The organism is Agrobacterium tumefaciens (assembly GCF_013318015.2).
GTDB classification, from domain to species: Bacteria; Pseudomonadota; Alphaproteobacteria; order Rhizobiales; family Rhizobiaceae; genus Agrobacterium; species Agrobacterium tumefaciens.
The window spans coordinates 1,051,029-1,071,569 of record NZ_CP115841.1 but is presented as its reverse complement, the minus strand read 5'-3'; the positions used below and the strand labels follow the sequence as shown (position 1 = coordinate 1,071,569).

The following is a 20,541-nucleotide window of genomic DNA, read 5'->3' as shown; positions in this document are numbered from 1 at the left end:
CGGGAGTTAATCCTCGATAACAAGAAGATCAAGAAGGCGGCGAAGCTGTTTTCGGCTTTTAAGCTGGAATACCGGCACGTTGGGACCATAAAGCGCGAAATTCTGCTCGAAGATCGGGGCGTGCCGGCGTTCGAAATTCCAGATATAGCGCAGGAAATCGAGATCCAGTCTTTCGGGGCACCCTTCAGCCATTTCAGGACGCGCCTTGCCATACCCCTTGGCAATCCGGGTGATGGCGCCCCAAAGGCAAAGCCAGCGCGGCATGCGCACCCAAAGGACGATGTCGGATCTCGGCAGACGCATGTCGAAAGACGATGGATTGCTGCCGTCCATCAGCCACCGGTCTTTGGCGACGATAGCGGCAATCCTTTGTCGCTGTTCTTGGCGCGGGCGTGCATGCCAGCCTGGCAACCAGAAAATATCGCGATCCATGGAAATGTATTCAAATCCAAAGCGTCTTACGAGCTTCCGGGAAAGCGTCGATTTTCCGCCTCCGGAGCAACCAACGACCGAAATACGCTGCGCAGATGCGATAATCGCAGCCGCGTCCTCCACGTTTTCAAGATAGTTCGGCATCGAATAAACCTCGTCTTCGCCACCATGCCATTTTTAAATAGCGCGGCTATTACTCTGCGGCGGCATGGCCGCGGCGTCCGATGTTACGGAAATTTAACTATTGCAACCCCCTCGCAGGGATTGCTATTTATTTGCGACTAATATTACACCCATGGGATGCAACGGCGCTGGAACCTCCCATTTTCACCGCGCTTATTCATCCCTGGGTTCACACCCACATAACCCGCTTTGAGCCACTGAGTGAGCCGATGGACGATTTTTCCAACATCATCAACCTTCTCGAATCCGCCAAGCAACTTGCATCGATGAACGAAATGCCTATGCTTGCCTATCTCATCGACGTTGCGAAATGCGAGGCGAGAGAGAACAAGCCGGTTTTGCGCAAGCGCAAACGCGGCGAATCGACCGCCAAGGAAGAATGTTAGACGCCGGTTCGATAAAGCCGGCTGGCCCAATCTTCAAGACGATGTCATAATCAGGACTGAAACCGGCCGCTTTTCGAGGCGGCCGTTTCTTTGCACGATGGAAATGACAATCTCATGATCGCCGCATCCGCCGATATCAGAACCTATACGCAGGAAAGACCGAAGGAACGGCACGGCTTCGTGCAGATCGTTCTTCCGGTCTCGGGATGTCTGCGGATCGATGTAGCAGGGCTACAGGACGAATTGTCCACCGGGCGCGCGGTCTTCATTCATCCCAACACATCGCACACACAGGAAGCGACGACGATCAACCGGTCGCTGGTGGTCGATATCGACGAAACTGCTGTTCCCGAACAGGTGCTGGAGAGATTTGTCCACAAGCCGTTTCTCGATATCGCACGGGATACACGGCAGCTGATCGCTTACATGCGCGGCGTCATCGGATCGGATGGGCCGCGTGAGGATATTGCCAACCTCTGGGCACCGCTCCTGATCGACAGCCTTGCGACTGAAAAGACCGATATCCGCCACCGCCTGCATGCGCTGGGCGAGATCGTCAGAGCGGAGCCATTTTTCCCCTGGACCATCGAGACGCTCGCATCCTGCGCCGCGATCAGCGATAGCCGCCTGCATGCGCTGTTTCTGGAAGAGTTCAACCTCCCTCCTCACCGCTGGCTTGCAGAGCTGCGCATGGACAAGGTCTGCGCATTGCTGCGCCACTCCACATTGCCGATTGCGGAAATTGCCTTGCGGGCCGGCTTCTCCGACCAGACGGCACTGACGCGCGCCATGCGCAACGCGATGGGCAAAACGCCTGCCGCTTATCGCCGGGCCTTCGGCATTCACTGAAAGCACAGCACCTCTTCTCTCAGGAGTTTTTGTCAAGACAGCCGTACGTGGCTGTGGCACATCGCGGGCAATCGTGAATGCGGATGTGACATGACATGAACAAGACAAGCCTCGGTGTTATCTACGGCATGATGGCGGGCGCACTCTGGGGCGCGATCTTTCTCGCCCCGAAACTCGTACCGGATTTTTCCGCCCTGCAACTGTCGACGGCCCGTTACCTGACCTACGGGCTGATTTCGCTCGTCATCATCGGACCGCGCCTGAAACGGGTATCTGCCCATTTCGGTGCGCGCGAATGGATCGCGCTCGGCTGGCTGAGCATGATCGGCAACATCGCCTATTATGTCTTCATATCAACGGCGGTGAAACTGAGCGGCGTTGCCTTCACGTCCATCATCATCGGCTTCCTGCCGGTTGCCGTCACCATCATCGGCACGCGCGATCATGGCGCGGTATCGCTCAAGCGTCTGTGGCCGTCGCTCGCCTTTGGCGCAATCGGCATTATCGGCATATCCTGGCAGTCGCTGACGGAAAGCGATGCGGGGTTGGATGTATCCCGCCTGATCGGGCTGGCCTGTGCGCTTGGCGCGCTCGCCTCATGGACGGCCTTTGCGGTTGGCAATGCCCGCTGGCTGTCACGCCTTCACGATGTCAGCGCCGACGACTGGAACATGATGACGGGTGTGGTGACCGGCGGGCTGGCGCTGGCGCTCGCCATACCGGCCTTTGCTTTCGGCGGGGAAAGCCATAGCTCCAAGGACTGGCTGCATTTTGCGGCCATCGCCGCCGGTCTCGGTTTCACCGCATCCATTCTCGGAAATGCTCTCTGGAACCGCATGAGCCGCCTGCTGCCGCTCACCATGGTTGGGCAGATGATCCTGTTCGAGACGCTCTTTGCGTTGCTCTATGGTTTCCTCTGGGAAGGTCGTGGGCCAACAATCGTCGAAGTCCTGGCGATTTCCTCAGTCGTGCTGAGCGTCATCCTGTGCATGCGCGCGCATCGGCCGGAGAAGGTTGTGGCCGGACTTCAGGTGAAAGCAGCAACGTCATCCTCCGGACAAGCCCAAGGATGACGCGTGAGAGAAATTGCCCGCCCCGCCCACTTACTCCGCAGCGGCCAGAAGCTTCTTCTCGCGGGCTGCGCGCAGGCGTGCAAAATCGTCGCCCGCATGGTGGGAAGAACGCGTCAGCGGGCTGGAGGAGACCATCAGGAAGCCCTTGGTATAGGCGACCGTCTCATAGGACTTGAATTCCTCCGGCGTGACATACGCCTCAACCTTGTGGTGCTTGCGTGTTGGCTGCAGATACTGGCCAATCGTAAGGAAGTCCACGTCAGCACTGCGCAGATCGTCCATCAACTGCAGCACTTCGTTGCGCTCTTCGCCAAGGCCGACCATGATGCCTGATTTGGTGAACATGGTGGGGTCCAGTTCCTTGACGCGCTGCAACAGGCGCACGGAATGGAAATAACGCGCACCGGGGCGAACCGTGAGGTAATTGCCGGGAACGGTTTCCATATTGTGGTTGAAGACATCGGGCTTCGCCGCGACGACACGCTCCAGCGCGCCGGGCTTCTTCAGGAAGTCCGGGGTCAGAATTTCGATGGTGGTGTTGGGAGACGCAGCGCGGATCGCCCAGATCACCTTTTCGAAGTGCTCCGCGCCGCCATCGGCGAGATCGTCGCGGTCGACCGAGGTAATGACGACGTGGCTGAGGCCCATCTGCTTGACGGCCTTGGCGACGTTTTCCGGCTCGTCCATGTCAAGCGCATTGGGCTTGCCGGTCGCGACGTTGCAGAAGGCGCAGGCGCGGGTGCAGATCTCACCCATGATCATGAAGGTCGCGTGTTTCTTGTCCCAGCATTCGCCGATATTTGGACAGCCGGCTTCCTCGCACACCGTCACCAGCTTGTGGCTGCGCACCAGTTCGCGCGTCTCGTGGTAGCCTTTGGATGTCGGCGCCTTGACGCGGATCCATTCCGGCTTGCGCATGACTTCGGTATCGGGCCGATGGGCCTTTTCCGGGTGGCGGATACGCTTTTCTTCGGACGAAGTCCTGTCGAGAATAGTGACCATAAGAAACCTGTTTCTATCGCTTGCCGCGATCATCACATTTATTGACGCGATGCTTTAGAACAATTCCAGAAAAAGCGTAAGCCCCTTCCGGGCACGAAGCCTAGTCAGCGCCGTACCAGCTTAGCCATGAACAACAACAGGCTGGCGCCGATGAAGGACGTTACGAAATAACCGAGCCTGCTGTCCTGCACGAAAACGTCGAAGGTTCTCAGCACCGCAACGGCAACCACCGAACCGACGATGCCGAGAACGATATTCATGAAGATGCCGAAACGCATATCCATGAGTTTGCCGGCGAGCCAGCCGGCAAGACCGCCGATGATGATTGCCGCAATCCAGCCGATATTTTCCATTCCCGCGCTCCCTTATAGAACCAGCGTTGAGACATATGGGACACCCGGCACGGTTAGACAATGCCGGGCATCACGGGGCACTCATGCGTTCAGCACACGTCCGTAGGCGTCGAGCACGCTTTCCTTCATCGACTCGGAAATGGTCGGATGCGGGAAGATCGTGTGCATCAGTTCCTCTTCGGTGGTCTCGAGGTTCATGGCGACCACGAAGCCCTGAATGAGTTCGGTGACTTCCGCACCAACCATGTGCGCGCCGATCAACTCGCCTGTCTTCTTGTCGAAGATGGTCTTGACCATGCCCTGATCTTCACCGAGCGCCACGGCCTTGCCGTTGGCCGCAAAGGAGAAGCGGCCAACGCGAATATCGCGGCCCAGTTCCTTCGCCTTGGCTTCGGTGAGACCAACAGAGGCGACCTGTGGGTTGCAATAGGTGCAGCCGGGTATCTTGAGCTTGTCCATAGGGTGAACATTCGGCAGACCGGCGATCTTTTCAACACAGATCACGGCCTCATGCTCGGCCTTGTGGGCGAGCAGCGGCGGGCCGGCGACATCGCCGATGGCGTAGACGCCAGGCACGTTGGTCTTGCCGTAACCGTCGATGACGATGAAGCCGCGATCGGTCTTCACGCCGACGGCCTCAAGGCCGATGCCTTCGATGTTGGCGACGACGCCGACAGCCGAAATCATCCGGTCAGCGGTGATCTTCTCGGACGAACCGTCCTTCTTCTCGAGCGTCGCAGTAACCGAATTAGCAGCCTTCTCGACCTTGGCAACCTTGGTTTCCAGATGGAACTTGATGCCCTGCTTCTCCAGCTGCTTCTTGGCGAAGGCAGATATCTCCGCATCTTCGACCGGCATCACCTGGCTCATGATTTCAACGACGGTAACGTCGACACCCATGGTGCGGTAGAAGCTGGCGAATTCGATGCCGATGGCGCCGGAACCCATGACGAGCAGGGACTTCGGCAGTTCTTCCGGCTTCATTGCCTCGAAATAGGTCCAGATCAGCTTGCCATCCGGTTCGATGCCTGGAAGCGCGCGCGGGCGGGCGCCTGTGGCGACGATGATGTGCTTGGCGGTATAGGTGCCCTCGCCCAGCGTGTTCTTCGGAACCGGGCCCATCGGTTCGACAGGCTTCTTCTGGGTCTTGGAAACTACGATTTCACCAGGCTTGGTGATCTTGGCCTCGCCCCAGATGATATCGACCTTGTTCTTCTTGAACAGGAAACCGACGCCGTTGTTCATGCGGTGCGCGATGCCGCGCGAACGATCAACGATCGCCTTGACATCAGGCTTGATCGAGCCTTCGAGCGTCAGGCCGTAATCCTTGGCGTGCTGAGCCGTATGCAAGACATCGGCAGTGCGCAGCAGCGCCTTGGTGGGAATGCAGCCCCAGTTGGAGCAGATGCCTGCAAGGTGCTCGCGCTCGACCACGGCAACCTTCATGCCGAGCTGGGCAGCGCGAATCGCGGCAATATAACCGCCCGGTCCCGAACCGATGATGATGACGTCATAAGATTGAGCCATAGGTATCCTGCCTTGTCCTATCGGGTCACGGCATGCCGTTCCGAAACGAGAATTGTTGTCAAAGTCCGAGCATCATGCGAACGACGGGCTCCAGCCCGCGCCCGATGGCCCGCGTGTTTTCAGCATCGAGATGAACGCCGTCTACGGGCGTCGTGCGGGCAACTGACCCCGCATCGAAAAATCCGCAATCGAGATCGTCGGCCAAATCCCGGTAGACCGGCGCGAGCATCGCCGATTCATCGATCGCATCGCGAAAGATAGCGCCCATCACGGGGTTGGCCGTTTCGCACAGTTGCGGCGGCGCGACGATCAGAACATCCGGCGCTTCCCAGTCCGGCACCTGCCAGACATGGTTGCGCACCAGTTTGACCAGCCGCTCCACACCCTTCATCGCGACGATGGCCGAGCCATGAATCGACGGTTTCAAGTCGTTGGTGCCGAGCATGATGATGACCAGGTCAAGCCGCGCGTGGCTGTGCAGAAGCGTCGGCAAGAGCCTTGCACCGTTGCGATCGCAATCAGCGGTATGATCATCATAGGCGGTGGTTCGTCCACCCAGCCCTTCGTGGATCACCTTCACATCAGGCCCGAGCGCCTTTTGCAAGACGCTCGGCCAAAGATCGTCATGGCTATGCCGGCCACCCGTTTCCGCATCTGATCCCCATGTCAGGGAATCGCCAAAGCAGAGGACCGACTTCACCATCTCACTCTCCGATCAAACCAGCATGCCCATCGGGTTTTCGATGTAGCGCTTGAAGGCACCGATCAGCTCGGCTCCGAGCGCGCCATCGACGCAACGATGGTCGGTGGAGAGCGTAACCGTCATGACATTGGCGATCTTGATCTCGCCGTTCTTCACGACAGCGCGTTCTTCACCCGCGCCGACTGCCAGAATGGTGGCGTGCGGCGGGTTGATGACGGCGGAGAAGCTCTTGACGCCCATCATGCCCATGTTGGACACGGCCGTCGTGCCGCCCTGATACTCCTCGGGCTTCAGCTTGCGCTCCTTGGCGCGCTTGCCGTAGTCCTTCATCTCGTTGGAGATGGTGGAGAGCGACTTCTCTTCCGCCTTGCGGATGATCGGCGTGATCAGGCCACCCGGAATGGAAACGGCAACGCCGACATCCGAATGCTTGTGCTTGACCATGTTGCTTTCCGTCCAGGAGACGTTGGCATCAGGCACATCGCGCAGCGCGAGAGCCAGCGCCTTGATGACCATGTCGTTGACCGAAAGCTTGTAGGCGGGCTTGCCGTCCTTTTCGGGAGCGGCGGCGTTGAGCTGGGCGCGCAGCGCCAGAAGCGTATCCAGTTCGCAATCCACGGAAACGTAGAAATGCGGAACGGTCTGCTTGGATTCGACCAGACGCTTGGCGATGACCTTGCGCATGCCGTCATGCGGCACCAGTTCGTAAGAACCGGGTTCGAACAGCTTGAGAACAGCTTCTTCGGACGGGCCCTTGGCAAGTGCGGCAGCTGGTGCGCCTGCGGATGCTGCGGCGGCAGGAGCAGCCTTCGCACCACCAGAAGCGGCAGCCTTTTCCACGTCAGTCTTGACGATACGGCCATGCGGGCCGGAACCGGACACGGCCGTGAGGTCGAGACCGGCTTCCTTGGCGAGACGACGGGCAAGCGGCGAAGCGAAGATGCGCTCGCCGGATTTTGCAACCGGGGCCGGGGTGGAAGGTGCGGAGGACTGGTCGGCAACTGGCTTTTCAGCCTTGGCTGGGACAGCTTCTTCCTTTGGCGCTTCGGCCTTTGCAGCTTCTTGCTTCGGAGCCTCGGCTTTGGCCTGGGACGCGGCAGGAGCAGCATTGCCGCCCTTTGCTGCCTCAGCCACATCCTCGCCATCGGCGGCGAGGATAGCGATCAGGGCGTTGACCTTGACCGCTTCCGTGCCTGCGGGAACCACGAGCTTGGCGACCGTGCCCTCATCGACGGCTTCCACTTCCATGGTTGCCTTGTCGGTCTCGATCTCGGCGATCACGTCACCGGGTGCGACCTTGTCGCCTTCCTTGACCAGCCACTTGGCCAGATTGCCCTCTTCCATGGTGGGAGAAAGGGCAGGCATGGTGATGTTTATCGGCATCGAAACGCCTCCCCTTACTTGTAGCAGACGGTTTTGACAGCCTGAACGACTTCATCGACGTTCGGCAAAGCCAGCTTTTCGAGGTTTGCCGCGTAAGGCATCGGAACGTCTTTGCCGGCAATCGTCAGGATCGGCGCATCGAGATAGTCGAAAGCGGCACGCATGACCTGATTGGCGATGAAGTCACCAACCGATGACTGCGGGAAGCCTTCCTCGACGGTGACCAGACGACCGGTCTTCTTGACCGATTCGATGACGGTGGGCAGATCCATCGGACGGATGGTGCGAAGGTCGATCAGTTCGACGTCGATGCCGAGCTTTTCGAGTTCCGCAACCGCCTTGATTGCGTAGGTCATGCCGATGCCGAAGGAAACGATCGTCGCATCCTTGCCCTTGCGGTGAATGCGCGCCTTGCCGATCGGCAGCACGAAATCGTCGAGCTTCGGCACTTCGAAGCTCTGGCCGTAGAGAATTTCATTCTCAAGGAAGATGACCGGATTCGGATCGCGGATGGCTGCCTTCAGGAGACCCTTGGCGTCCGCTGCCGTGTAGGGCATGACGACCTTGAGGCCCGGAATATGGCTGTACCATGCGGCGTAACATTGCGAATGCTGAGCGCCAACGCGGGCAGCAGCACCCGAGGGGCCACGGAACACCATCGGCGCACCCATCTGGCCGCCCGACATGTAAAGCGTCTTCGCAGCCGAGTTGACGATCTGGTCGATCGCCTGCATGGCGAAGTTGAAGGTCATGAATTCGACGATGGGCCGCAGGCCCGTCATTGCCGCACCGACGCCGATACCGGCAAAACCGTGCTCGGTGATCGGGGTGTCGATGACGCGGCGCTCGCCGAATTCCTGCAACAGGCCTTGGGTAATCTTGTAAGCGCCCTGATATTCGGCGACTTCCTCACCCATGACGAAGACTTTTTCGTCGGCGCGCATTTCTTCGGCCATGGCGTCGCGCAGCGCTTCACGCACCGTCGTCATCACCATTTCCGTGCCTTCAGGAATATCCGGATCGGCAGCGACTTCGATCTTAGGTGCTGCCGGAACCTTTGCGGCTTCCTTGGCAGCGCTCGGCTCCTCGGATGCTTCGCGGGTCTTGCCGCCTGCGGCATCCGAATCGGAATTTGCAGCTTCAGCCTTCGGCTCTTCCTTCTTGGCAGAAGAAGAAATGTCGGCAGCGCTTTCGCCTTCCTGGATGAGAACGGCGATCGGCGTGTTGACCTTGACGCCTTCGGTGCCGGCGTCGATCAGCAGCTTGCCGATAACACCTTCATCCACAGCTTCCACTTCCATGGTCGCCTTGTCGGTCTCGATCTCGGCAATCACGTCGCCGGATGTGACCTTGTCGCCTTCCTTTTTAAGCCATTTGGAAAGCGTGCCTTCCTCCATGGTCGGGGAAAGGGCGGGCATAAGAATTTCTACTGGCATGGGTTTCCCTTTCCCGATCAGAGCAGAATGTCGGTGTAGAGCTCGGATACATCCGGCTCTGGGTCGTTCTGGGCGAAGTCTGCGCTATCGGCGACAATATCACGGACATCCTTGTCGATGGCCTTCAACTCGTCTTCGCTTGCCCAGCCCTGCTCCAGAAGCCGTGCCTTGACCTGCTCGATCGGGTCATGTTCGGAGCGCATCTTCTGCACTTCGTCTTTCGAACGGTATTTCGCCGGGTCGGACATGGAGTGACCACGGTAACGGTAGGTCAGCATTTCCAGAATGATCGGACCCTTGCCCGAGCGGCAATGTTCCAGCGCCTGATCGGCGGCGGCCTTTACGGCGCGCACATCCATGCCATCCACCTGGATGCCGGGAATGCCGAAGGACTGGCCGCGCAGCGAATAGTTCGACTGTGCGGTGGCGCGGGCGGTCGAGGTGCCCATGGCGTAACGGTTGTTTTCAACGATATAGATGATCGGCAGTTTCCAGAGAGCGGCCATGTTGAAGCTCTCGTAGACCTGACCCTGGTTGGCGGCGCCGTCACCGAAATAGGTCACGGAGACATTGTCGTTGCCGCGATATTTATTGGCGAAGGCAAGACCGGTTCCGAGCGAAACCTGCGCACCGACGATGCCGTGGCCGCCGTAGAAATGTTTCTCCTTGGAGAACATGTGCATCGAGCCGCCCTTGCCCTTCGACAGGCCGCCCTTGCGACCGGTCAATTCGGCCATGACGCCACGCGCGCTCATGCCCAGAGCCAACATATGGCCGTGGTCACGGTAAGCGGTGATGACCTGATCGCCTTCCTTCTGAGACATCTGCATGCCGACAACAACGGCTTCCTGACCGATGTAGAGGTGACAGAAACCACCGATGAAGCCCATGCCGTAAAGCTGGCCGGCCTTTTCCTCGAAGCGACGGATGAGAAGCATCTCACGATAGGCGTGAAGCTCTTCTTCCTTCGAAAAGTCCGGGCTGTTCTTACCGGTGAATTCGCCTGCAGCCTTTGCCGTTGTCTTTCGGCCGGATACGGACGCGGTTTTTCGCGGCGCCATTCATCCCTCCCTGAGTTGTCGTTTGAATGGATAGATTGGCGCGTACCATATGCAAGAAAATGCCATGCAGCAATGCTTTAAACGCATGGCACATATTCATGCTAAAGTGCTGTGAATAAATCACAAATCATTAATTAACTTGATTTCGGTTAATTAGAAGTAGGTATTCATGATGACAATTTCGTCCGTACGGGACATATTCAACTGATAACGGGAAATCTCGTCAATCATGTCACGTTCGAGAGAACCGTCGCTCAATAATTCGACCTGCCGCTCCAGCGCAACGCGCGCCTGCGTCAGCTTGGCAAGCTCTGCCGTTCTGGCAATACGCTGCCGCTCCAGCCGCTCCGTCGCCTGAAGGCCGAAGTCGCCGTGGATGGAATGATACCCGAAATAGGAAAGAAAAGCGATCGTAATGGCCGGAACGATCAAACGGCCGAATCGTCTCTTTTTATGATGTCTGGTCCACATGCCGGAGAGAAGCCTTAAAACGCATAATGTGAGTCTCGAGACTAATGCGGATTGTTTAACTATCCGTTGACCTTAAATTCCGCGCGACTGATAGACGCAAAAAAGCCCGCCAGAGGCGGGCTAATAATGACGACGATATCAGAGAGAGTTCGTTATGCCGAGCGTGATCCGGCATCAAGCCACAGCGCGTCTTCGCCGTGAAAAGAGCCCTTTCAACCCAGGGACCTGGCCTGACTGAACCCCAGATCAACTCGGGAGTGAGCAGTGCGGATAAACCGCCCATCCCTGAGACTGACCCGCCAGGCGGCGGGCCATATCGCGAAACCCGAACGCGGATTATCCGCGCAGGATCGAACGGCCGGCGTAAGCAGCCTGCGGGCCAAGCATTTCTTCAATGCGGATAAGCTGGTTGTACTTTGCGAGCCGGTCGGAACGGGCAAGCGAGCCGGTCTTGATCTGACCGCAGTTGGTTGCAACCGCGAGATCGGCGATGGTGGAATCTTCCGTTTCGCCCGAACGGTGCGACATGACGGCGGTGTAACCTGCCTTGTGCGCAGTTTCGACTGCGTCCAGCGTCTCGGAAAGCGAACCGATCTGGTTGACCTTGACTAGGATGGAGTTGGCGACACCCATCTTGATACCATCGCGAAGGCGGGCGGAGTTAGTGACGAAAAGATCGTCGCCCACCAGCTGGCACTTGTTGCCAATGAGATCGGTCAGCGCCTTCCAGCCATCCCAGTCGTCTTCAGCCATGCCGTCTTCGACGGAGATGATCGGATATTTCGCCACGAGCTCGGCCAGGTATTCGGCCTGCTCGATCGGCGAACGGGTCTTGCCTTCGCCTTCATAAACGTAATTGCCGTTCTTGAAGAATTCGGTCGCCGCACAGTCGAGACCGATGAACATGTCGTCGCCCGGACGGTAGCCAGCCTTTTCGATCGACTTCATGATGAAATCGAGTGCTGCCGGCGCGCTTTCGAGACCCGGTGCAAAACCGCCCTCATCGCCGACATTGGTGTTGTGGCCCTGTGCGGACAGTTCTTTTTTCAGCGTATGGAAGACTTCGGAGCCCATGCGCACGGCTTCGCGAATATTTTCTGCGCCGACCGGCAGGATCATGAATTCCTGGAAGTCGATGGGGTTATCGGCATGCGCGCCGCCGTTGATGATGTTCATCATCGGAACCGGCAGCAGATGCGCGTTCGGGCCGCCGACATAACGGTAAAGCGGCAGGCCGGACGCTTCAGCGGCAGCCTTCGCAACGGCGAGCGACACGCCGAGGATGGCGTTGGCGCCGATGCGCGACTTGTTCGGCGTGCCGTCGAGCGCGATCATCATCTGGTCGATCTGGATCTGGTTTTCAGCGTCGAAACCGCCAATCGCGTCGAAGATTTCCGTATTGACGGCTTCGACCGCCTTTTCCACGCCCTTGCCGAGATAACGCTTGCCGCCATCGCGCAGCTCAACCGCCTCATGCGCGCCGGTGGAGGCGCCGGAGGGAACGGCGGCACGGCCCATGGAGCCGTCTTCGAGATAAACGTCGACTTCAACGGTCGGATTGCCGCGGCTGTCGAGAATTTCGCGCGCGATGATATCGGTAATGGCAGTCATGGTCTCTCCCTTGGGAATGGAACAGATATTTTCCGTCGCCTGTCTTAGACGATGGCGAAGAAATTACAATGACGGTGGGCAGCGGAAACGGCCCGCCCGCCATTAAAATCGATTGGCACAAAAGTGCCCGCCGTCACGGTCAGCCGATCAGGCTTTCGTAATCGCGTCGAAAGCCAGAAGCTTTTCGAGCATTTTCGGCATGTCCTTCAGATGGACCATGTTAGGGCCGTCTGACGGCGCATTGTCCGGATCCTCATGCGTCTCGATGAAGAGGCCGGCCACGCCAACCGCAACGGCCGCACGCGCCAACGTCTCGACGAATTCGCGCTGGCCACCTGTGGAGCCGCCCTGCCCGCCCGGCTGCTGCACCGAATGGGTGGCATCGAACACGACAGGTGCGCCGAGCGCTGCCATGATCGGCAAAGAGCGCATGTCGGAAACCAGCGTGTTGTAACCGAAGGACGCGCCGCGCTCGCACAACATCACATTCGGATTGCCGCTCTCATTGAGCTTGGCAAGCACGTTCTTCATGTCCCAAGGCGCCAGAAACTGGCCTTTCTTGACGTTGATGACGCGGCCGGTCTTGGCGGCGGCAACGAGAAGATCGGTCTGGCGGCTGAGGAACGCCGGGATCTGCAGCACGTCCACTACCTCGGAAACGATGGCGCATTGCTCTTCCGTGTGGATGTCGGTCAGAACAGGAAAACCGAATTCCTTCTTGAGATCGGCAAAAACCTGCATCGCGTTATCCAGGCCGATGCCGCGTTTTCCGGAAAGCGAAGTGCGGTTCGCCTTGTCGAAAGAGGACTTGTAGACAAGCCCTATTCCCAGCTTGTCGCAAAGCTCCTTCAGGACGCCAGCGATCATGAAGGCATGTTCGCGGCTTTCCATCTGGCAGGGGCCGGCAATCAGCGAAAACCGCTCGGTATTCGAGAAGGAAACCTTGCTGGCGCCATCGCCGGCGGTGACTTTAAGATTGTTCGTAACGCTCATCATTTTTCCTCGAAGGCGAAGGCAACGCCCTGACCGGGTGCCGCGGGCACCACCAGACGGCCGTCCGCTTTTGCGCAGGACACGCCATTAGCAGCAAGCACCGCCTCTGTCACGGCAAGATCGTGTGACGAAAAGACGATGCCCGCGCCGCGCAATCCGCCTTCGTTGCCATCCTGAGCATTCAGGGCCTGCCCGCCGAAAGGCGGTTTTCCGGTCAATCTGATGCTGGCATTGCCGGTCGCGAAAACCATATCACCGCCCGGAGACCATTTGCCTTCACAGCCAAACACCGTCTCGATCAGGCCCGCCACCTTCATGTCGCCGCCGGAAAACAGGACGATTTCACTGAGGCCGGTGACACCATTGGCGTGGCGCTCCAGCATGGTGCGATCGCCCGGAAGGGCTTGAAGCCGTTGACAACTGAACAAAAAGAAATCCGCGGCCGCCCCGCTTGCCGCAAAAGCCAGCCGGAACGCCGCCTCGCCTTGCGAGCCATCCGGCATCCGAACAGGCCGCGAAAACTCGAAAACATCGCCCGCCGAAAGGCCGGCTGCCCGAAACCGCTCATGGTCAACCAAGGCGTCTTCAGTTCTGGCGACAAGAGCCGAAAAACCCTCCTGCCCGTCCCGTTGCCGGAAAGCCACGTCCCTGCCGGTGAACACATCACCCCTCTCTATTGACGTATTATATTTAGCCGGATCAGCAATTGCGAGCGGCTCCAGATAGGTGCCATCGGCGAAAAATACGCAGGCATTTTGGGTGCCGAAAGGATGCAGAGCCTCCGGCGCAACCGTAAAGCCAAGACTGACGAGGCGCTTCACGGCGACGCCTATGACTTCCACGGGCAAAACGAGATGGTCAACGCTATAGGGTTTCGTCATGAAAATGTATCCTGCTGGCCTTCCGCCCGGAGCATGCCGGGACGGTTTTGACCGCACAAAAGCACAATTGCGTCCTATGAGGCAAATCATCACAGCAACAGATGGCACCTTCACGAAATTTTAGGGGATTGCAGAACACATATGGAACATATAGTGTTCGTTCTGTATTTGTTTCGCGACTTCCACTACGATTCTAAAGGGTGTTTTCCTCATGCTCACGCGCAAACAGCAGGAATTGCTTCTCTTCATTCATGAACGAATGAAAGAGTCCGGCGTGCCGCCCTCCTTCGATGAAATGAAGGACGCACTCGATCTTGCTTCGAAATCCGGCATCCACCGCCTGATAACCGCTCTCGAAGAGCGCGGGTTCATTCGTCGGCTACCGAATAGAGCTCGGGCGCTGGAAGTCATCAAACTGCCCGAGGCTTATACGCCGGGCGCAAGGCCGCAGCGCGGCTTTTCGCCAAGCGTTATCGAAGGCAGCCTTGGCAAACCCAAAACGCCGGAACCGGCCCCTGCCCCCAAGACGCCGGCCAACGATCTGGGCGGGGCTGTCACCGTGCCGGTCATGGGCCGCATCGCCGCGGGCGTGCCAATTTCCGCCATCCAGAACAACACCCATGATGTGGCAGTGCCAGTAGACATGCTTGGCACGGGCGAACATTACGCGCTTGAGGTCAAGGGTGATTCGATGATCGAGGCCGGCATTTTCGACGGCGACACAGTCATCATCCGCAACGGCAACACCGCCAATCCCGGGGATATCGTTGTGGCTCTGGTGGATGACGAGGAAGCCACGCTGAAGCGCTTTCGCCGCAAGGGAGCCTCCATTGCGCTCGAGGCGGCAAACCCAGCCTATGAGACCCGTATCTTCGGGCCCGACCGGGTGAAAATTCAGGGCAAGCTGGTTGGGCTGATCCGCCGCTACCATTGATCTTATCGAACCGAACGTATTCGCTTTACAATAGGCGTCATCGTGAAGATGGCGCCTATATCGGGTTTGGCTGTTTCCAAACGTGGCGTGCTTTTGCGGGTGCACGAGGATATGCGCCATTCAGCCTATGCGCGTTGCCCTTTCTAAACTGAGTTCCTGCTCCATAAAGATGCTTCGGTTTCGCTACAGGCGTGGTGGCGAATGGGCTGCTCGCTGTAATTGTCGAAGCGATCCCATCCGCTGTTTTTTAGCGACGTTGTTCTGTCGTTTTGCGCAGTCAGTTTTTAGTAGTCACCAAAGGGTGACTTATCGCGAGGCGCGCTCTCGGCGACCCCACATCACCATTCATCAACGGCGTTTATGGGAGCCATGGATAATTTTCGATATTCCGTGAACGCTTGGCAGGTGTAGAAATACGCGTCATATCCGGGAGATACGCCATGTACGATCTTTATATAGCCAACAAGAACTATTCTTCATGGTCGCTGCGGCCATGGGTATTGATGCGCACGCTCGGTATCGCCTTTGATGAAAAGCTCATTCCGTTCGGCGAAGGCGTCTCCTTCTCCTCCTTTTCGCCGACGGGCAAGGTGCCCTGCCTGGTCGACGAGGGTATGACGGTTTGGGAAACGCTTTCGATCGTCGAATATCTTGCCGAAAGACACCAGGGTGTCTGGGCAAGCGACAAGCATGCGAGGGCCTGGTCGCGTTCGGCCGCGAGTGAGATGCATGCCGGCTTTTCCTCGCTGCGCAATCTCTATCCCATGTCGGTGGGCATTCGGGTCAAACCCAGGGGCGGCGATGCCGGGCTTAAGGCCGATATAAAGCGGATCGATGCGTTGTGGAGCGAGGGTCTTACAAAATTCGGCGGGCCATATCTTGCCGGTCAGAAGTTCACGGCGGTCGATGCTTTCTTCTGCCCGGTTGCATTCCGTTTCCAGACCTATGGCAGCGCGGATCTTTCGCCGGCAGCGAAAGCCTATTGCGACCGGCTGCTCGCCCTGCCTGCCATGCAAGAATGGTACGAGGCCGGTTTGAAGGAGAGCTGGCGCGACGCTGATCATGAAGAGGAAGTTGGCGAGATCGGCGAATTGACTGAAGATTTGCGCGCCAAGGCCCGATGATCAATGCTGGCGGCAGTCATTGCGACGCCGCCAGCAGCCGGATGATGGGCTGCGGCAGATCACGGTCGAAACGTCCGCTTTTCCAGTCGTAATGACGGTGCTGGCTCCAGGGCCTGTCCGTTCCGGCGATTGCGGCGCGCAGCCCGCTCGCCACACCCTCCTCCCTCTTGTCAGCAAAATCTATTTCCACAGAACCGAGACGCCGCAAGATGTCACGGCTGAGCAGGAGTGCACCCGAGCGGCACTGCGAAAAAGAGGTTCTGCGGGAAACAACGACGATATCGGCAATATCGCAGGCTTTTCCGGCGAAGCGGCCATCTTCCAGAACGACGATCCATTCTCCGCTCGCGGCGCTCGCTACGCACCATATGTCTTTCCTGCAGGTGAAGACGCCAGCTTTGGCGTCTTTGAGCGCCGCCGTCATCTCGCGTACCACCACAGCCATGTCTTCGGGCGACAGTTTCGATCTCGAGTCAGAACCAGCAGTATTTGCCATGCTCTCACCATTTATAAAACCCGGCGGCACGGTTTTTTCCGGCAGCAGCAGCGCCCTTTGCCACTGGTCGTAAACGAAGCCCTGCGGACGGGCTTTTGTGGTTGAGACCTTGCCGTCCTCCAGGAGTGCCACCAATTCGCCGTCCTCGTGAATCAATAGATCCGGCAGATCACGATAGGCCGTAACTGCCGACACACCGAAGGCCAAGAGCAGAAACGGGATGCCAAGAAGCGCAAGCCGGCTGCGCAGCAATGTCAGCAGCAGGAAACCCACCGAAGCCAAACCGATAAACCAGCCATGCGGACGCCCAGTCGCTGCGCTGCCGCCCCAGGAGGCCACCTCGTTTGCAACCTCGATGACGAGTGCCATGCCATAACCCATGATCTTCAGGAACGGCGCATCGAGCCCGAAGGGCATCAGCAGCATGGCGATAAGAGCGAATGGCATGACGATCAGCGACATGAGCGGCATTGCAGCCAGATTGGCGAACAGTCCATAGGTGGTGACACGGTGAAAATGTTCGGCTGAATAGATCGCCGTCGAAAGGCCCCCGATCAGCGACGTCGTGATAACGCCGCCAATGACCGCGCCCATCATTTCCGCCACCTTCAGCCATGCGGGCTTGCGCCCGATGAACAGCCGCTCGCGATCCGTACGCCAACGGCTCCAGAAGGCATAGGCGGACACAAGCGCTATAGTGGCGGCAAATGACATCTGAAAACTCGGACCCATGATTTCCGAGGGCGAGAAAGCCAGAATGATCAGGGCGGAAATGGCAACGTTTCTGAGGCTGAGTGATGGTTGATCGAAAAGGACCGCAATCAGCATCACAGACATCATCAGCCAGGCGCGCTCGGCGGAAACGGCAAAACCGGAAATCAGATAATAGGCAAGCGTCATCAGCAGTGCCGCGAAAGCCGCGATTTTCTTGACCGGCCAGCGCTGCGCAAAGGCGGGAAACAGGCTGAAAGCCAGTCTCAGGCCAACAAAGAATATGCCGGATGCCAATGCCATGTTGAGCCCGGATATGGCAACGATATGGGCAAGGCCGGAGAGCCGCAACGCCTCCATCGTCTCCGCCGATATAGCCTGTCTCTCATCGGTGATGATGGAGGCGGCGAAGGCTCCGGCATCACCGCCGATGGTGGTGCGGATGCGTTCGGCAATTGCGCTGCGAAGGCCGTAAAGCCGCATATCGGCCCATTCCAGCCAACCCTTGTCAGGCCTTGCGTCACCAACGGGTGATACAAGCGCATCCGGTGATTTATAAAAGAAACCGGTCGCGCCTATGCCTCTGAAATAAGACGTGAAGGCGAAGTCGTTCAGTCCCGGTAAGGCCGGGCCGGACGGCGGCGAGAGGCGGACCTTGCCGCGAAGGGTTGCGCCGAGTGTGATCGGCTCGCCTCCGCCACGCGAAAGCACCGATATCCTCTGCGGCGGACGCGACAATGTCGGGTCCGCTGTTGCGGTCAGATCGACGACATATCGCCAGTAGCCGCGTGCATCGACCTCCCGGCGCGCCACGGTGCCGGTGATGGTGGTGGTGACGGGGGTATCCAGCACCACGGTCCCTGCCCGTCGGGTTTCGAAATCTGCCAGAAGCATGCCGAGCAATAGAAAAGCGAAGGGGCCGCAAACCGCCGCCGCAATGCCAGCTTTATATCTCACAAAGAGCGCCAGAACGGCGACAAAAAGAAATGTGGCAATCAAAACGACCGGGGAAGGCGTGGCATCTAGAGAAAACCAGAGTACCGCGCCGCAGCCGATGGAAACGGGAATGAAAAGAAAATCGTGGCCGAATGCGCGCTCCTCGGCCAGGTACGTGGCGATTTTTTCGACCACGGTAGTGTTGCGGTTAATCTCGGGAATAATGGCGGAAGTGTCATATGTTGCCGCATCACTGCTTCGGCGGAGAGGAAACAGAATTTCCCGCGTGCCGGGCAAGTCTCCCTGCATCGTTTTAGCATATTCGAAATGCTGTTTTTCCCCTTGACCGAGCAATCCCCACCGCCCCTTGCCGCACCAAAAACAGGTTTGCAGACCAGCGCTGGGGATTGCAATCCTTTACTTTAACGATGCGTTGACCGAGATTGAATTGCTGCTGCCGGGAAAGCCTGAAGCAACGCGATTGCGTTTGCCGCAATGCACAATTTGACCTTTGGATAGCTTGGCATCCGCGCAAGGATCATATAGCTAATCGGTAGACGCTTAACCGCGGGGCGTATCTCAACGCCCCCACCCGCATGTTTTCGGAGGATCAGTATGACGGAAAAAAGCGCTACAGTGACACTTGGCGAAAAACAGGTCGAACTCCCGGTCAGGGAAGGCACGATTGGACCAAGCGTCGTCGATATCGCCACGCTGTACAAGCACACGGGCTCCTTCACCTACGACCCCGGCTTCACCTCGACAGCCTCCTGCGAATCCAAGATCACCTATATCGATGGTGACGAAGGCGTTCTCCTGCACCGCGGCTTCCCGATCGAGCAGCTTGCCGAACAGGGCGACTTCCTGGAAACCTGCTATCTGCTGCTTTACGGCGAATTGCCGACGGCTGCGCAGAAGAAGGACTTCGACACCCGCGTAACGCGCCACACCATGGTGCACGAGCAGATGAGCCGCTTCTTCACCGGCTACCGTCGCGACGCACATCCGATGGCTGTCATGTGCGGCACGGTCGGCGCTCTCTCGGCCTTCTATCACGACTCGACCGACATTACGGATCCGCACCAGCGCATGGTCGCTTCGCTGCGGATGATCGCGAAAATGCCGACGATCGCCGCCATGGCCTACAAGTACCATATCGGCCAGCCCTTCGTTTACCCGAAGAACGACCTCGATTACGCTTCCAACTTCCTGCACATGTGCTTTGCCGTGCCTTGCGAAGAGTACAAGGTCGATCCGGTTCTGGCCCGCGCCATGGACCGCATCTTCATCCTGCATGCGGATCACGAACAGAACGCTTCCACCTCCACGGTGCGTCTTGCCGGTTCGTCGGGTGCAAACCCGTTCGCCTGTATTGCAGCGGGCATCGCCTGCCTCTGGGGTCCGGCACATGGCGGCGCCAACGAAGCGGCGCTCAACATGCTCAACGAAATCGGCACGGTTGACCGCATTCCGGAATATATTGCCCGCGCCAAGGACAAGAACGATCCGTTCCGCCTGATGGGCTTTGGCCACCGCGTGTACAAAAACTACGACCCGCGCGCCAAGATCATGCAGAAGACGATGTACGAAGTGCTGGAAGCCACCGGCAACTCCGACGATCCGATCATGCAGGTCGCGCTCGAACTCGAAAAGATCGCTCTTTCCGATCCTTACTTCGTCGAGAAGAAGCTATACCCGAACGTCGACTTCTATTCGGGTATCACGCTGAAGGCGCTTGGCTTCCCCACGACCATGTTTACCGTGCTGTTCGCACTGGCCCGCACCGTCGGCTGGATCGCGCAGTGGAACGAAATGATCGAGGATCCGCAGCAGCGCATCGGCCGTCCGCGTCAGCTCTACACGGGCGCCGGCAAGCGTGACTACGTTCCGGTTTCCAAGCGTTAAGCCGGGAAACCAACCAACAAAAAAGCCGGCGGGTTTTATCCGCCGGCTTTTTTGTTGGATATGATCATCGATAAGAATAGCGAAACCTGCC

19 protein-coding genes are annotated in these 20,541 nt (G+C 58.2%); 6 read left to right on the top strand and 13 right to left on the bottom strand.

Annotated features, from left to right (window positions below):
• Positions 1 to 6: 6 nt before the first annotated feature.
• The gene (locus G6L97_RS05365; RefSeq protein ID WP_111783092.1) at positions 7 to 576 is read right to left on the bottom strand and encodes a P-loop NTPase family protein; all 570 of its coding nucleotides are present in this window, start codon (positions 574 to 576) and stop codon (positions 7 to 9) included.
• Positions 577 to 824: 248 nt separating this feature from the next.
• Between G6L97_RS05365 and G6L97_RS05360 the strand changes: the two genes are divergently transcribed.
• The 3 genes from G6L97_RS05360 to G6L97_RS05350 all read left to right on the top strand — a co-directional run bounded on the left by G6L97_RS05360 (position 825) and on the right by G6L97_RS05350 (position 2,923).
• Positions 825 to 1,001 carry a hypothetical protein gene (locus tag G6L97_RS05360; protein ID WP_003512893.1) on the top strand — a complete coding sequence of 59 codons (177 nt, stop codon included), beginning with the start codon at positions 825 to 827 and terminating at the stop codon, positions 999 to 1,001.
• A gap of 114 nt (positions 1,002 to 1,115) precedes the next feature.
• A complete protein-coding gene (locus G6L97_RS05355; protein ID WP_041694384.1) occupies positions 1,116 to 1,850 on the top strand; it encodes a helix-turn-helix transcriptional regulator in 735 nt (244 codons plus the stop codon).
• Between the two features lie 95 nt (positions 1,851 to 1,945).
• A complete protein-coding gene (locus tag G6L97_RS05350) occupies positions 1,946 to 2,923 on the top strand; it encodes a DMT family transporter (RefSeq protein WP_111783093.1) in 978 nt (325 codons plus the stop codon).
• 30 nt (positions 2,924 to 2,953) lie between these two features.
• Here the strand turns inward: G6L97_RS05350 and lipA are convergent, their stop codons facing one another.
• From lipA to G6L97_RS05295, 11 genes are all read right to left on the bottom strand, one after another.
• Complete coding sequence (gene lipA / locus G6L97_RS05345) at positions 2,954 to 3,925, bottom strand: lipoyl synthase (protein WP_003512887.1); 972 nt, start codon at positions 3,923 to 3,925, stop codon at positions 2,954 to 2,956.
• A gap of 104 nt (positions 3,926 to 4,029) precedes the next feature.
• Positions 4,030 to 4,278, bottom strand: coding sequence for a GlsB/YeaQ/YmgE family stress response membrane protein (locus tag G6L97_RS05340; protein ID WP_003512885.1), 249 nt, complete (start codon positions 4,276 to 4,278; stop codon positions 4,030 to 4,032).
• 81 nt (positions 4,279 to 4,359) lie between these two features.
• Positions 4,360 to 5,805, bottom strand: coding sequence for a dihydrolipoyl dehydrogenase (lpdA, locus tag G6L97_RS05335; RefSeq protein ID WP_013636031.1), 1,446 nt, complete (start codon positions 5,803 to 5,805; stop codon positions 4,360 to 4,362).
• Between the two features lie 58 nt (positions 5,806 to 5,863).
• Positions 5,864 to 6,508: an SGNH/GDSL hydrolase family protein gene (locus G6L97_RS05330; RefSeq protein ID WP_111783094.1), complete on the bottom strand. Its 645-nt coding sequence runs from the start codon at positions 6,506 to 6,508 to the stop codon at positions 5,864 to 5,866.
• A gap of 12 nt (positions 6,509 to 6,520) precedes the next feature.
• Positions 6,521 to 7,891: a pyruvate dehydrogenase complex dihydrolipoamide acetyltransferase gene (locus G6L97_RS05325; protein ID WP_111783095.1), complete on the bottom strand. Its 1,371-nt coding sequence runs from the start codon at positions 7,889 to 7,891 to the stop codon at positions 6,521 to 6,523.
• Positions 7,892 to 7,905: 14 nt separating this feature from the next.
• Positions 7,906 to 9,327 carry a pyruvate dehydrogenase complex E1 component subunit beta gene (locus tag G6L97_RS05320; protein ID WP_003512876.1) on the bottom strand — a complete coding sequence of 474 codons (1,422 nt, stop codon included), beginning with the start codon at positions 9,325 to 9,327 and terminating at the stop codon, positions 7,906 to 7,908.
• A gap of 17 nt (positions 9,328 to 9,344) precedes the next feature.
• Positions 9,345 to 10,388 (bottom strand): pyruvate dehydrogenase (acetyl-transferring) E1 component subunit alpha, encoded by a 1,044-nt coding sequence (gene pdhA, locus G6L97_RS05315; RefSeq protein ID WP_003512874.1) that lies wholly within the window; start codon positions 10,386 to 10,388, stop codon positions 9,345 to 9,347.
• 153 nt (positions 10,389 to 10,541) lie between these two features.
• Positions 10,542 to 10,859 carry an FtsB family cell division protein gene (locus G6L97_RS05310; protein ID WP_003512872.1) on the bottom strand — a complete coding sequence of 106 codons (318 nt, stop codon included), beginning with the start codon at positions 10,857 to 10,859 and terminating at the stop codon, positions 10,542 to 10,544.
• Positions 10,860 to 11,195: 336 nt separating this feature from the next.
• Positions 11,196 to 12,470: a phosphopyruvate hydratase gene (eno, locus tag G6L97_RS05305; RefSeq protein ID WP_003512870.1), complete on the bottom strand. Its 1,275-nt coding sequence runs from the start codon at positions 12,468 to 12,470 to the stop codon at positions 11,196 to 11,198.
• 147 nt (positions 12,471 to 12,617) lie between these two features.
• On the bottom strand, positions 12,618 to 13,463 hold the full coding sequence (kdsA, locus tag G6L97_RS05300) for a 3-deoxy-8-phosphooctulonate synthase (protein ID WP_111783096.1): 846 nt from the start codon (positions 13,461 to 13,463) through the stop codon (positions 12,618 to 12,620).
• Entirely contained in the window at positions 13,463 to 14,344 is an 882-nt protein-coding gene (locus G6L97_RS05295; protein WP_111783097.1) for a VOC family protein, read from the bottom strand. Before G6L97_RS05295 ends, kdsA begins: the two co-directional genes overlap by 1 nt.
• Positions 14,345 to 14,555: 211 nt before the next feature.
• Between G6L97_RS05295 and lexA the strand changes: the two genes are divergently transcribed.
• Positions 14,556 to 15,278: a transcriptional repressor LexA gene (gene lexA, locus G6L97_RS05290; RefSeq protein ID WP_003512859.1), complete on the top strand. Its 723-nt coding sequence runs from the start codon at positions 14,556 to 14,558 to the stop codon at positions 15,276 to 15,278.
• Positions 15,279 to 15,718: 440 nt separating this feature from the next.
• On the top strand, positions 15,719 to 16,402 hold the full coding sequence (locus G6L97_RS05285) for a glutathione S-transferase family protein (protein ID WP_111783098.1): 684 nt from the start codon (positions 15,719 to 15,721) through the stop codon (positions 16,400 to 16,402).
• 16 nt (positions 16,403 to 16,418) lie between these two features.
• On the opposite strand, the gene G6L97_RS05280 is transcribed toward G6L97_RS05285, so the two are convergent.
• The gene (locus G6L97_RS05280; protein ID WP_127966022.1) at positions 16,419 to 18,854 is read right to left on the bottom strand and encodes a ComEC/Rec2 family competence protein; all 2,436 of its coding nucleotides are present in this window, start codon (positions 18,852 to 18,854) and stop codon (positions 16,419 to 16,421) included.
• A gap of 306 nt (positions 18,855 to 19,160) precedes the next feature.
• Here G6L97_RS05280 and gltA point away from each other — a divergent pair, with 306 nt between their 5' ends.
• On the top strand, positions 19,161 to 20,450 hold the full coding sequence (gltA, locus tag G6L97_RS05275) for a citrate synthase (protein WP_003496202.1): 1,290 nt from the start codon (positions 19,161 to 19,163) through the stop codon (positions 20,448 to 20,450).
• Positions 20,451 to 20,541 lie beyond the last annotated feature (91 nt).

Excerpts from the sequence above, each read along its gene's own strand:
- G6L97_RS05350 (WP_111783093.1), top strand. The coding sequence starts at position 1,946 with ATGAACAAGACAAGCCTCGGTGTTATCTACGGCATGATGGCGGGCGCA.
- gltA (WP_003496202.1), top strand. The coding sequence starts at position 19,161 with ATGACGGAAAAAAGCGCTACAGTGACACTTGGCGAAAAACAGGTCGAA.
- G6L97_RS05285 (WP_111783098.1), top strand. The coding sequence starts at position 15,719 with ATGTACGATCTTTATATAGCCAACAAGAACTATTCTTCATGGTCGCTG.
- G6L97_RS05330 (WP_111783094.1), bottom strand. The coding sequence starts at position 6,508 with ATGGTGAAGTCGGTCCTCTGCTTTGGCGATTCCCTGACATGGGGATCA.
- lexA (WP_003512859.1), top strand. The coding sequence starts at position 14,556 with ATGCTCACGCGCAAACAGCAGGAATTGCTTCTCTTCATTCATGAACGA.
- G6L97_RS05310 (WP_003512872.1), bottom strand. The coding sequence starts at position 10,859 with ATGTGGACCAGACATCATAAAAAGAGACGATTCGGCCGTTTGATCGTT.
- lipA (WP_003512887.1), bottom strand. The coding sequence starts at position 3,925 with ATGGTCACTATTCTCGACAGGACTTCGTCCGAAGAAAAGCGTATCCGC.
- G6L97_RS05365 (WP_111783092.1), bottom strand. The coding sequence starts at position 576 with ATGCCGAACTATCTTGAAAACGTGGAGGACGCGGCTGCGATTATCGCA.
- G6L97_RS05340 (WP_003512885.1), bottom strand. The coding sequence starts at position 4,278 with ATGGAAAATATCGGCTGGATTGCGGCAATCATCATCGGCGGTCTTGCC.
- lpdA (WP_013636031.1), bottom strand. The coding sequence starts at position 5,805 with ATGGCTCAATCTTATGACGTCATCATCATCGGTTCGGGACCGGGCGGT.
- G6L97_RS05320 (WP_003512876.1), bottom strand. The coding sequence starts at position 9,327 with ATGCCAGTAGAAATTCTTATGCCCGCCCTTTCCCCGACCATGGAGGAA.
- G6L97_RS05280 (WP_127966022.1), bottom strand. The coding sequence starts at position 18,854 with ATGCAGGGAGACTTGCCCGGCACGCGGGAAATTCTGTTTCCTCTCCGC.
- G6L97_RS05355 (WP_041694384.1), top strand. The coding sequence starts at position 1,116 with ATGATCGCCGCATCCGCCGATATCAGAACCTATACGCAGGAAAGACCG.
- kdsA (WP_111783096.1), bottom strand. The coding sequence starts at position 13,463 with ATGAGCGTTACGAACAATCTTAAAGTCACCGCCGGCGATGGCGCCAGC.
- pdhA (WP_003512874.1), bottom strand. The coding sequence starts at position 10,388 with ATGGCGCCGCGAAAAACCGCGTCCGTATCCGGCCGAAAGACAACGGCA.
- G6L97_RS05295 (WP_111783097.1), bottom strand. The coding sequence starts at position 14,344 with ATGACGAAACCCTATAGCGTTGACCATCTCGTTTTGCCCGTGGAAGTC.
- G6L97_RS05325 (WP_111783095.1), bottom strand. The coding sequence starts at position 7,891 with ATGCCGATAAACATCACCATGCCTGCCCTTTCTCCCACCATGGAAGAG.
- eno (WP_003512870.1), bottom strand. The coding sequence starts at position 12,470 with ATGACTGCCATTACCGATATCATCGCGCGCGAAATTCTCGACAGCCGC.
- G6L97_RS05360 (WP_003512893.1), top strand. The coding sequence starts at position 825 with ATGGACGATTTTTCCAACATCATCAACCTTCTCGAATCCGCCAAGCAA.